Genomic DNA, 11,701 nt, shown 5'->3' with positions numbered 1-11,701 from the left:
GTCATTTTCAGCATTTGTCAACAGGTAGGTTTTTTTCTTACTCGTTTGGTTCTGGTATTTTCTGAACATAAAGAGCCGCTTTTTCTTCTATGTTGAGGAGAAAAGGGGATGGAGATATAATCTCTGATGGTTGAGTATAAATAATAGGAGGCAGGGTTTTATGCTTCTCATCCTTCGGGTATTAAGAGCCCCCTTTTTCATCGCGGTAATCGTTCCTGCCATCCTCGGGACCGCGGTAGCCCTCTTTATGGGGTTTCCTTTCAGTTCGAGGCGTTTCCTGCTTCTTATTCTCGGGTTGATCGCCCTTCACGGCGGAGCAAATAGCGCCAATGAGTACTATGATTACCTAAGCGGTGCTGACCTCAAGGAAAAGAGGGAAGAGACCGATCTTTACGGCGGAAGCAGTCTGATAAAGGAGGGGTTGATCTCTCCTAAGAAGGTGCTCCTGATAAGTTTTACCTCGTTCGCCGTTGCCCTTATTGTGGGAGGGTATCTCACCTTCACCTGTGGGCTCCCGGTTTTTCTCCTCGGAGTGAGCGGGGCTTTTATAGGTTTCTTTTATACCGCTCCTCCGATCAAGCTGGCTTCGCGTGGTTTGGGGGAGCTCGCTGTGGGGGTAGTCTTTGGCGTTCTCATCGTTCTCGGCTCATATTATCTATTTGCCGGGGAGGTTAAAGTTTCCCCCCTTTACGCCTCACTACCGGTTTCCCTCCTCATTACCGCCCTTCTTATGATAAACGAGATACCAGATTATGAAGGGGATAATAGGGTGGGGAAGAGGAACTTGGTGGTTCGGTTAGGGAAGAGGGGAGGGGCGATCCTCTTTTCGATCCTTATAGCTTTTGCCTTTTTCCTCATCATCCTTTTCCATTTTCTTGGTTTATTCCCCAAGAAGACGCTTCTCGCCCTAATACCCCTTCCCCTGGCTTTTTTCGTGGTTAGACATACGCTCCTCAACTACGAGGATGGGGAGAGGCTCCTTCCTGCCAATCGAGGGATGATGCTCCTCTACCTTTCAGTGGGGCTTCTTTATGCCGTAGGCTTTCTCCTTTCCAAGGGGGTAAGATGAGGAGGCTAAGCGAACTAATAAGTGATGAAGCACGGACGAGGATGAGGAAGGAGATAGCAGAGGCAGAGGGGCGGGAGGTTTTCTTTTTGGGCAGGACCGATGAGAAAAAACGGGTGGTGGAGGTAATCCCCTTAGCCCGGGGGAGCGAAGACGCGGTTCCCGCCATCTCTCAGCTGGCTGAGCCCGGCGATGTGATCATCCACAACCACCCCTCAGGGGTTCTTTCTCCATCCGATGCCGATCTCACCCTTGCTGCTCGCTTCGGTGCCAATGGGGTAGGGTGCTTTATCGTAAACAACGAGCTTTCCCAGGTTTATGTGGTGGTTGAACCTTTTGAGAGGAAGGAGAAAACTCCCCTTTCTTTCGAAGAGCTATCAAAGCTCCTTCTTCCCGGAGGACCGATCGCCAAGCTTCTCCCCTCATACGAGGAAAGGGAGGAACAGCTTGCGATGATGCGAGCGGTGATATCTGCCTTCAACGAGGATAAGATCGCCTTGATCGAGGCGGGAACGGGCACCGGGAAAACGCTCGCCTATCTCATCCCGGCGATATACTGGGCAAAGACTAACGAGGAACGGGTGGTCATTTCCACCAATACGATCAACCTTCAGGAACAGCTCATCCATAAGGATATCCCTCTGCTTGGGGAAACGCTACCCATAAAGTTTACCGCTCTGCTCGCCAAGGGGCGGGGGAATTACCTCTGCCTGAGAAAGCTTGAAGCGGTTCGGGAATCACCCACCCTCTATGCCGATGATGAGGATAAGGAGCTACTTAATGCCCTCATAGCTTGGGCGAGGAGTACCTCCACCGGCGATCTTGCCGATCTCAACTTCATCCCCAAACAATCGGTGTGGGATGAGCTTAAGTCGGAATCCGATTATTGTCTCCGCTCAAAATGCCCTTACTTCAACGATTGTTTCCTGAACAAGGCGCGGAGGAGACTCGCCTCTGCCGACATCTTGGTGGTGAACCACCATCTTCTCTTCGCTGATCTTTCCTTACGAAAGGAGATCGGTGCAGGGAGTGAGCTCTCCATCCTCCCCGCCTATCACCGGTTGATACTCGATGAGGCGCACAACCTGGAGGATATCGCCACCTCCTATTTCGGGACGAGGATCACCAGGGCAGGGTTGCGAAGACTCCTCCTCAAGCTCTACCACCCAAAGAAGGAAGGGAAGGGGGTTCTTCCTTTCCTCCGGGGGAAGATCATAAAGCTCGGGTCAGGATTCGCCTTTGATGGGGGGGAGGCGATCGTAAGGAGGATAGATGAGAAGCTCATCCCCACCGTCTCCTCCCTCATCGATTTTGCTGATTCGGTCTTCGATGAGATCGCATCATTCGTCCGCGAGGAGGCGAAGGATGAAGGAGGTGAGGAGAGGAAGCTTCGGATCACCGAGAAGATCGCCTCGAAGGAGCGCTTCCGGAGGATCGCTTCAGAGAAGGTGGAGGAACTTTCCCTCAAGCTCAACCTGTTTGCCAATGATCTCACCAAGTTGGCTAAGTCCTGTCGCCGGTTTCCCCCTGAAATGAAGGAGGAGCTTTCCCATCAGCTTATCGATCTCTCGGTGCTCGCTACCAGGGTAGAGGAGGCATCGTTCCTCATCAAGGAGGGGTTTGCCCCTCAGGATGAGGAGCGAGTGCGGTGGCTGGTGGTATCCGAGAAGAGGAGAAAAGTTGAGCTGAATTCATCCCCCCTCCTTATCGCTCCGGAGATGGTGGAGGCGGTCTACAGCCGATTCGGCACGGTGATAATGACCTCAGCCACCCTAACCACCGGGGGAAACTTCGGGTTCATAAAGGATCGGTTGGGGCTTGACCTCCTTAACAGGGAGAGGGTTATCGAACTTCTTCTTCCCTCTCCTTTCGATTATGAGAAGCAGACGATAATCGGCATCCCGGTCGATATTCCCTCCCCCAAGGTACCCGGTTATCTTGAGGCGGTGAATGAGTTCCTGCTCGAAGCGCTTAGGATAACCCGGGGGAGAGCGTTTGTCCTTTTCACCTCCTTTTCCCATCTTGTTTCCTCTTTCTCCTCCCTTGAGGCTCTTCTTTCAGAATTGGGGATCGTCTCCTTTAAACAGGGGGATGAGCCCCGTCATAAGCTCCTCGAGAGGTTCAAGCGAGATATTCATTCGGTTCTCTTTGCCACCGATTCCTTCTGGGAGGGGGTCGATGTCGCTGGGGAGGCGCTTTCCTGCGTAGTGCTTACCAAGCTTCCCTTCCGCGTTCCCACCGATCCGGTGCTCGAGGCGCGAATAGAGTATATCGAGCACCAGGGAGGAAACCCTTTCTTTGAGCTCTCGGTTCCTCAGGCAGTTATCAAATTTCGCCAGGGGCTGGGACGGCTCATAAGGAGGAAGTCCGATCGTGGAGCCATCCTCATCTTGGATAGGAGGATAGTGGAAAAGAGTTATGGCGCTTTCTTCCTTCGTTCCCTTCCCCCCTGCCGTATAGTAAAGGGGAGTAAGAAAGAGATCCTTTCCGCCCTTTCTCGGTTCTTCGGCGATGGTTCATAAAAGGCTCTTGAAACGATTGAGGAAAGATTCTAAGATAAAATCACTATGAGGAAGAAAGCGACACCAACGATAACAGTAATTTTCACCCTTTTTCTGCCAGTTGCCATTTCCTTGAGTCAGGGGTTTTCCTCTCCCGCCATTACCTTTGAGCGCTACAAGCGGGCGATAGCGAAAGGAGATGTCGAGGCTTACCTTAAATGTCTTACCCGGGAGTCCCTTGCTTTGCTTCAGGGGAATAGACCTCCCCGTTCTCTCCTCAAGAAGGAGTACAAGAACATCGCCGGCAAGGAGTATTTCATCCAGGTGAAGGAGAAGATGGCGATCGTCCTTTTCAAAAGGAATACCCCTTATGAGGCGCCGTATCTCCTCCTTAAGGAGAACAACGAATGGAAGATAGATTTAAAGGGGATGTCGGAGAAGATCTTCTTTGATGCGGAGAAGAAGTGGCATCTCCTTGGCGAAGAGAAGATAACGGTAAAGATCCCTAAGGAAGAGGATAAGAAAGAAAAGAAGTAGTATGGGGGGCATTCGAGGCGTAATCTTCGACTTGGATGGGACCATTACTAAGCCCTGCCTTGATTTCAAAAAAATAAAGAAAGAGATCGGGATGCCAGAGGATGAACCCATTCTCGAATACCTCGATCGTATATCGGATGAGGAGAGAAAAAGGGCAGAGGGGATACTCGAACGGCACGAGCTTGAAGCAGCGGAGAACTCAGAGCTTAACAAGGGGGCGAGGGAACTTCTTTTCTTTATTGCTGATCGGGGGTTGAAAACGGGGATCATCACCAGGAACTCCCGCCGCTCCTGCGAGATAGTCCTTTCCAAGTATAGCCTCGCCTTTGATGTCGTCATCTGCCGTGAGGATGCGGAGCCGAAGCCGTCCCCGGAGCCGGTTATAACAGTGAGCCAGAAACTTGGCATCCCTCCAGAGGAGCTTTTAGTGGTGGGGGATTACGCCTTCGACATCTTGGCGGGAAAGAGGGCTGGGGCAAAGACGGTCTATCTCACCAATGGAAAGCCTGTCCCTGAGGGTGTTCCTTACGATTATCTGGTAGATAGCCTGGAGGGGATTATCCCCATTATCGAGGAGCTTTCCTCCTGAAGCCTTCCCCGGATAATCTTTTTCTGGTATAATCTTTTCGTTGCCCATCTAAATCGAGTGGAGGGAAAGCTATGGAATATGAAGTGGTAATCGGGCTTGAGGTCCATGCTCAGCTTCTCACCAAATCCAAGCTTTTCTGTGGCTGTAGTACCAGGTTCGGTGACCCTCCGAACACGAACACCTGCCCCATTTGTTTGGGGATGCCCGGGGTGCTCCCCGTTCTCAATAAGAAGGCGGTGGAATACGCGATAAAGGCGGGGTTAGCCTTAAATTGCCAGATAAATGAGCGCTCGATCTTTGCCCGGAAGAATTACTTCTACCCCGATCTCCCCAAAGGATATCAGATATCCCAGTACGATCGCCCCCTGGCTGTGGACGGTTATATCGAGATAGAGACGGAGGATGGGAAGAAGAGGATCGGGGTGGAACGACTCCATCTTGAGGAGGATGCGGGAAAGTTGGTGCACGAGGGTTTCCCTGATTGCGGGAGTAAGAGTTATGTCGATTTCAATCGCTCGGGTGTTCCCCTGATCGAGATCGTGAGCAAACCGGAGATGAGCTCCCCGAAGGAGGCGTATCGTTACCTAAGGGAGCTCAAGATGATCCTCGAATACCTTGGGGTATCGGACTGCAATATGGAGGAGGGCAGTCTCCGTTGTGATGCCAATATCTCCCTTCGCCCAAAGGGATCAAAGGGGAAGGGGACCAAGACCGAGATTAAGAACCTGAACTCGTTCCATGGGGTGGAAAAAGCGTTAGCCTACGAGATAGAAAGGCAAGGAAAAATCCTCTCTCAGGGGGGAAAGGTGGTGCAGGAGACGAGGCTCTGGGACGCTGATCGCGAGGAGACCCGTCCTATGCGCACCAAGGAGGAGTCACCCGATTACCGTTACTTCCCGGAACCAGACCTTCTCCCCTTATCGGTGAGCGGAGAATGGATCAAGGAGATTGAGCGGACGATCCCTGAGCTCCCGCTGGCGAAAAGGGAGCGGTTCATCAAGGAGTATCACCTTCCAGCCTACGATGCTGGGGTTCTCACCGTAGATAAGGGAGTGGCTGATTACTTCGAGGAATGCGCTAAGCTCTCTGGAAACCCAAAGGCATCGTCTAACTGGATAATGGGGGAGATATTACGGGAGCTCAAGCGGGATGAGATCGATATCAAGGAGTGCCCCATCACCCCGGCTCATTTGGCAGAGATGATAAGGCTCATCGATAAGAAGGTGATAAGCGGGAAGATCGCAAAGAGCCTCTTTTCCGAGATGTATAAGACGGGACGCTCCCCGGAGGAGATAGTAAGGGAGAAGGGGTGGGTTCAGGTTAACGATCCTGATGAAATAAGGAAGATGGTCGTCGAGGTGCTCGAGGCGAATGAGGAGAATGTAACCCGCTACCACAGGGGGAAGAGGGGCCTCTTCGGCTTCTTCATCGGCGAGGTGATGAAGAGATCACGGGGGAAGGCAAATCCGGAGATAGTGAACAGGCTCCTTGAGGAAGAGCTTAAGAAAAGGGAGCCCTCGTAAAAGGGACAAGGTGGTTTTCTTCATAGTCGCTTTTTTTGCCCTTATTCAGGGTGGAAACTTAGCGCAAAGGGAGAACGTCTATTTTATCTTCCGTTATCCCGAGGAATGCAAGTTGGCAGAAAGAACCTTGGAGCAGGAGTCGATCCCCATCCTGAAGAAGATCGCTGGAGGAATAGGGATGAGAGCCCTACCTCCAGGCAAGGTTCGGGTATTGATCCTCCCTCCTTTCGCTGAGGACAAGGGACGGGAGGAGAGGATAGGGGTTCCCGGCTGGGCAGCGGGTTTCGCCTCGCTGGGTCAGAACCTGATCGTCATCCGCACCGCCTCCTTTTCCGATCTGGAGCATAAGGGGCTCATCGTCATCTTCCGCCATGAGCTTACCCACCTCCTCCTTTATCAATATCTCGGGGCGAACTATTATTCCCTTCCTACCTGGTTCAACGAAGCGGTAGCGATGTGGCAGGCTAAGGAGTGGAGCTTTGACGACGGCTATCTTCTCTCCCGGGCGCTGATCTTCCACTCGCTCATCCCCTTAGGAGAGCTCAAGGCTTCCTTTCCCGAGGACTATCAGCGGGCGAGGCTCGCTTATACTGAGGCGCTCAGTTTCTTCCTCTATCTTAGAGACAAGAAGGGTGAGGAGGGAATAAGGAGGGTTCTCCGCTATCTCAAGGAAGGGGACGATTTTAGGACTGCCTTTTACCGCGCTTTCGGGGAGACGCCCGAGAGGTTTGAGGAGCGATGGCTTTTGAGCCTTAATTTCTGGTATAAATGGATGCCTACGGTGACGAGCGCTTTCGGTATTTTCTCTCTTATTACTCTCCTGTTCCTCATCGCCTATTTGAGAAAGAGGGCGAGGGCTAAGGAGCTCCTTCGTCGGCTTGACGAGGAGGAAACCTCAGGCGACTGGGGTGAGTTCCGATGATCCAGATGTTTCATGTCTATAAGAGTTATGGGAAGACCCCTGCCCTTAGGGATATAAATGTCCACATAGAAAAGGGAGAGTTCGTTTTCCTAACCGGACCGAGTGGGGCGGGAAAGACGACATTCCTCCGCTTGGTGTATCGGGAGATACTCCCTACCCAGGGGCAGATCCTGGTTTCGGGGAGGAATTTAGCCTCGATCCCGAATAGAAAGGTCCCTTTCCTCAGGCGGGAGATGGGGATAGTGTTTCAGGATTTCAAGCTCCTTCCCCACAAGACGGTTTTCGATAATGTTACCTTTGTCCTCAAGGTGCTCGGTGTCCCCTTGAAGGAACGAAAGCACCGCGCCTACCATATTCTTCGGATGGTGGGGATGCAGGATAGATTAAAGGCGTATCCCCTTCAGCTCTCCGGGGGGGAGCAACAGCGAGTGGCGATAGCGAGGGCGTTGGTCAATAACCCGAGCCTTATCCTGGCTGATGAGCCGACGGGCAATCTCGATCCGGAGATGTCCCTCGAGATTATGAGGATATTCGACGAGGTAAACAAGAAGGGAACCACGGTGGTGGTCGCCACTCACGACCCCACTCTCATTCGGTTTCTCAACCGTCGGGTCATCGCCCTGGATAAAGGGCGGCTCGTTCCCTATAGAGGTTGATGATGTTTCGTGCCCTTTTTTACTTTATCGAGGAAGGATTTGCCGGTTTAGTAAAACATAAGTCTGCAAATCTACTTGCCATTTCGGTTATGGCGATCTCCCTTTATGTGGTGGGTATATTCCTCCTGCTCAATGCGAACCTCTCCTTGATCGCCCATCGCTGGCAGAAGGAGGTTCAGATGAATGTCTTCCTCAAGCCGGGGCTAAAGAAGCAAAAAATCGCTAAGATCGAGGAGAGGATAAAAAGAAGCCCGATCATCGCCAGCTATCGCTTCATTTCGGAGGAGGAAGCGCTTGCCCGGTTCAAGGAGTTTTTCCCCAGCCTCGCTCCGCTTATTTCCGATCTGGGAAAGGTTCCCTTCCCCGCCTCTTTTGAGATAGCAATAGACCCAGAATACCAGAAGCCGGAGTTTGTCGAGGACCTCATCCGCACCTTCTCTCGCCTTCCCGGAGTGGATGAGGTCGCTTGTGATCTCACCTGGATAAGGAGGCTTCAAGCGGTCATTGGGCTTCTTAAACTGGCGGGCATCTTCTTCGGCGGGGTGCTTGTCCTCGCTGCCATCTCCACTACCGCCAATGTGATCAAGCTCCTCGTCTACGCAAGGAGGGAGGAGATCGAGATAATGCGCTTGGTCGGTGCCTCAAACGCCTACATCAAGGGTCCCTTTGTGGTTGAAGGTATGGTTCAGGGGGTTCTCGCTGGGGCGTTTGCCCTTCTCTTGCTTTTCCTCTCCTACCACTTTGTTCGTCCTTATCTCGCTTCGTCGTTTATCTCCGAGTTCTTAGTGGCGACATTCCTCTCAAAAAAAGCGATCTTGGGGATAATAGCAGGAGGCGGAATGGTGGGGATGATAGCCAGTTTCTTCTCTTTGGGAGGACTTCTTAAGATCTAAAAGCGATAGGTAGCCCCCTGACGGGCAAGCTCGAGCTCCGGGTTTCCGAGGGCGGAAAGCTCTTCTTCTATCTCTTTGATATACTCCGGCTTCTGATGGTACACGATGATCCGCGGTCTATGCTGAAATTTCTCAAGCTCGGCAGCGAGCCCAATAGGGGTGAGATGACCGCTTCTATCAGCGAGCTCTTTTAGTCTGTTGGGGAAGGAGGTTTCAATAAAGAGGACGTCTATCTTCCTTCTCCCATTTGCCTCTTTCCATATCTCCTTGGTAGCTTTGGTATCACCGACGAAGATGGCGGTCTTATCCCCTTTATCTATCAAGAAACCCATCGTGGGGATGATGTGGTTTACATAGATTGGCGTGACGGTGAACTCTCCGATGCGAAACTCCTCTTTCTCTTTTATCTCGACGAAGTTTAAGAGAGGGTTCTTCTCAGGGATGAGGGTGAAATCGGGCCAAGAGGAGTTGTTGAATAAGTGCTCCTTCAAAGCAGAAATGGCAGCTTTGTGAGAATAGATAGTTATCTTGATCCCCCTCTCTTTCGCCCGGCTGAAGATGTTGTCGACGAAGAAAGGGAGAGAATAGGTGTGATCGATGTGGGTATGGGTGAGGAGGACATAACGGAGTTTTAACTGTTCCGGAAGAGTCAAAGCCAATGATATGGCGCCCCCATCTATAGCTATTTCCTCATCGAGGAGGAAAGAGGTGGTAAATTTTCCTGGCATATTACCGCCATAACAGCCAAGGACCCGGAAGTTCATCCTTTTTCCTTGAGAGGTCTCTTTAATGCCGGAGCCTGAAGTAAAAACCATACCATAATAACATAGATTTACCCTTCAGTCAAGAATGTCTTCACCTTTACAGCGGTTAACTCAAAATTGATGTTCTATTTCAATAGATGAGGAGGTCGCTTAAAATAGAAGGTTTTTCGTAAGACCTCTTGGTAGCGGGTGTTATAGATGATCGCATTAAGTGATGAGAAGGTAAGTTCTACGAGGGCGAAGGTCGCTTCCCTCCCTTTATGGCTCTTCTCCTTAAGATGCCCCGGGTTGATAAATATCCTCCCTTCTTTCTCATAAAGGGCAAAGTTGTGGGTATGACCGTAGAGTATCACATCGCCCCCTTCTTTCAAGTCCTCGAGCCGATGAACGAGGACGATCTTCTTTCCCAGGACCTCATCCTTCACTATTTTGGGAAGGGTTCCTCTGATATACCCCTCCTCGAAGATACCGGGTACCCGCAGGAGGACTATGCCCCTTTTTAAGAGGGGATCAGCATCATAATAATTATCACCCAGATGGTATATCTTTTTGACGGAGACAATATCGATGAGATAAGAGGAGGCGAGGGTGAGAAGTTCTTCATTCCCGTGGGTGTCACTTATCACCCCCAGCTTTATCTGGTTCTCCATTCTTTCTTACACTTCTTCTTTGGGATAGCCGTAAAGCTCCTTGAGGATACGGTTAAACCGGGACTGATAGATTATCTCGTAGGTTCCCTCCTTTTCCGGGAAGAGCTTCAGGGCAGCCTCCTTCGTGCTTTTAACCAATTCGAGGGCTTCAGATAGGGGTAGGTTGCTCTGATAGAGGATATTGGTGGTAAGATCGACCAACATCCGGAGATAGAATATCTTTTTATTCTCCTCCTTTATCGCTTTTTCTCTTTCTTCTTCCATTAGGTAATCTCTCCTTTTAAAAGCCGAGCTCCTCAGCCAAGATGACCACGCTCATCCTCCCAGAGACCCTTTGCCCCTCGATGATGGTGGTGATGTTGCAGATCCGCTCTGGAGGAAAGCAGGCGCTCTCGTTGCAGAAGCCAGTTTTACTACAGGGGGTATTGGCTCCTACCCTTACCGTATTTGGGGGAGCAGCTACCTCCTTTATCCTTCTTATCCCTTCCTCGACATCCCTCACTATTTTGTTATAACCGGCGATGATGATTACCTTATCAGGACCGTAAGCCATTGCCGCCACTCGATTGCCAATGCCATCGATGTTGACCAGCTTCCCATCGAGGGTGATGGCGTTGGTTCCGGAGATGAAGCAATCGGCAGTAAGCCCGGCAAGACGCATCTTGGCTACTTCTTCCTTCGATATTCCCGGCTTATAGCGGTCGAGAAGGGTGATCCCCTCCTTCTTTCTTAGGAGATCGAGAAGACCGGTTTCGATGAGGGTGACCGATCCTCCAAGGGCGACGGTGGCTCCCTTGGGTATCATCCCTAAGATAAGTTTGAGCGCCTCCTCCCTGTTCTTTATGAAGTGAGCATCTATGTTTCTCTTTCTCAAGGCGGAAACCGCTTTCTCCGCCCGTTTTTCCATAACCTTAGCCTTCAGCTCGTTCACCTTATCACCTCCCTTTTCTCTGATAGTATAGACAAAAAGAGGAAATGGGGCAATGGGAGCAGAGTGGCTTTTTCGCCCGGCAAATTGTCCTTCCCAGGTTGATGAGATTTAGATGGAGGGAGTAGGATTTTCCTTCAGGTATCTTTCCCTTGAGGAGACGGAAGGTCCTCTCTGCGGTGGCTCGCTCAGGGACGATGCCCAGCCTTTTCATAATCCGATTGATGTGGGTGTCCACGGGAAAGACCTCCTTGCCGCAGGAAAAGAGCATCAGGATGGCGAGGGTCTTCGCCCCCATACCGGGAAGCCTTCCCAATCTCTCTTCCAGCTCCTCAAAGCTCAGCTTACATAGGGGCGAGATATCGAAGGAGGGGTAATTCTTCCTCACCCATAAGAGGAGGTTTTTTATCCTCTCCCCTTTTTGGTTATGTAAGCCACCGGGGCGGATGACGCGGGCGATCTCGAAAGGAGAAGCATCTGCTGCCTCCTTCCAGGTTGGAAACCTCTTCTTAAGCCCCTCGTAAGCGGTGTCCCGGTTCTTGTCGTTCGTATTCTGGGAGAGGATGGTTTTTATCAGCGTTTCTAAGGGGTCCTTTCTTTCCCTTTTCGGGATGCCGAACTCATCCTCGAGGATTTTAGCGATCCTCTTTAGTTTCTCCTCGGAGGTCATTT

At 51.3% G+C, this 11,701-nt stretch carries 13 protein-coding genes; 8 read left to right on the top strand and 5 right to left on the bottom strand.

Annotated features, from left to right (window positions below; all coding sequences use genetic code 11):
* The first annotated feature begins 160 nt into the window (after window positions 1-160).
* The 8 genes from J7L64_07770 to J7L64_07735 all read left to right on the top strand — a co-directional run bounded on the left by J7L64_07770 (window position 161) and on the right by J7L64_07735 (window position 8,687).
* Window positions 161-1,069 carry a prenyltransferase gene (locus J7L64_07770; GenBank protein MCD6452239.1) on the top strand — a complete coding sequence of 303 codons (909 nt, stop codon included), beginning with the start codon at window positions 161-163 and terminating at the stop codon, window positions 1,067-1,069.
* A complete protein-coding gene (locus tag J7L64_07765; protein ID MCD6452238.1) occupies window positions 1,066-3,588 on the top strand; it encodes a DEAD/DEAH box helicase in 2,523 nt (840 codons plus the stop codon). The genes J7L64_07770 and J7L64_07765 overlap by 4 nt, the downstream gene beginning before the upstream one ends.
* Before the next feature lie 45 nt (window positions 3,589-3,633).
* A complete protein-coding gene (locus tag J7L64_07760; protein MCD6452237.1) occupies window positions 3,634-4,104 on the top strand; it encodes a hypothetical protein in 471 nt (156 codons plus the stop codon).
* A gap of 1 nt (window position 4,105) precedes the next feature.
* Window positions 4,106-4,693: an HAD family hydrolase gene (locus J7L64_07755; GenBank protein ID MCD6452236.1), complete on the top strand. Its 588-nt coding sequence runs from the start codon at window positions 4,106-4,108 to the stop codon at window positions 4,691-4,693.
* Window positions 4,694-4,764: 71 nt separating this feature from the next.
* The gene (gene gatB / locus J7L64_07750; protein ID MCD6452235.1) at window positions 4,765-6,216 is read left to right on the top strand and encodes an Asp-tRNA(Asn)/Glu-tRNA(Gln) amidotransferase subunit GatB; all 1,452 of its coding nucleotides are present in this window, start codon (window positions 4,765-4,767) and stop codon (window positions 6,214-6,216) included.
* A 112-nt stretch (window positions 6,217-6,328) separates the two neighbouring features.
* On the top strand, window positions 6,329-7,138 hold the full coding sequence (locus J7L64_07745; protein MCD6452234.1) for a hypothetical protein: 810 nt from the start codon (window positions 6,329-6,331) through the stop codon (window positions 7,136-7,138).
* The gene (ftsE, locus tag J7L64_07740; protein ID MCD6452233.1) at window positions 7,135-7,794 is read left to right on the top strand and encodes a cell division ATP-binding protein FtsE; all 660 of its coding nucleotides are present in this window, start codon (window positions 7,135-7,137) and stop codon (window positions 7,792-7,794) included. The genes J7L64_07745 and ftsE overlap by 4 nt, the downstream gene beginning before the upstream one ends.
* On the top strand, window positions 7,794-8,687 hold the full coding sequence (locus J7L64_07735) for an ABC transporter permease (GenBank protein ID MCD6452232.1): 894 nt from the start codon (window positions 7,794-7,796) through the stop codon (window positions 8,685-8,687). Before ftsE ends, J7L64_07735 begins: the two co-directional genes overlap by 1 nt.
* On the opposite strand, the gene J7L64_07730 is transcribed toward J7L64_07735, so the two are convergent.
* The 5 genes from J7L64_07730 to J7L64_07710 form a co-directional block, all read right to left on the bottom strand.
* Entirely contained in the window at window positions 8,684-9,451 is a 768-nt protein-coding gene (locus J7L64_07730; GenBank protein ID MCD6452231.1) for a 3',5'-cyclic-nucleotide phosphodiesterase, read from the bottom strand. The genes J7L64_07735 and J7L64_07730 overlap by 4 nt on opposite strands.
* A gap of 125 nt (window positions 9,452-9,576) precedes the next feature.
* Window positions 9,577-10,101: a metallophosphoesterase family protein gene (locus tag J7L64_07725; protein MCD6452230.1), complete on the bottom strand. Its 525-nt coding sequence runs from the start codon at window positions 10,099-10,101 to the stop codon at window positions 9,577-9,579.
* Window positions 10,102-10,107: 6 nt separating this feature from the next.
* Window positions 10,108-10,365, bottom strand: a complete 258-nt coding sequence (locus J7L64_07720) for a hypothetical protein (GenBank protein MCD6452229.1) — start codon at window positions 10,363-10,365, stop codon at window positions 10,108-10,110.
* Window positions 10,366-10,381: 16 nt separating this feature from the next.
* The gene (locus J7L64_07715; protein MCD6452228.1) at window positions 10,382-11,008 is read right to left on the bottom strand and encodes a lactate utilization protein; all 627 of its coding nucleotides are present in this window, start codon (window positions 11,006-11,008) and stop codon (window positions 10,382-10,384) included.
* Window positions 11,009-11,036: 28 nt separating this feature from the next.
* Complete coding sequence (locus tag J7L64_07710) at window positions 11,037-11,699, bottom strand: endonuclease III (GenBank protein MCD6452227.1); 663 nt, start codon at window positions 11,697-11,699, stop codon at window positions 11,037-11,039.
* Between the last annotated feature and the right edge of the window lie 2 nt (window positions 11,700-11,701).

This window comes from Acidobacteriota bacterium, from assembly GCA_021161905.1.
GTDB lineage: Bacteria > Acidobacteriota > B3-B38 > Guanabaribacteriales > JAGGZT01 > JAGGZT01.
Note: the sequence above shows the minus strand (reverse complement) of the source record. Positions and strands in the feature narration are given on the sequence as shown.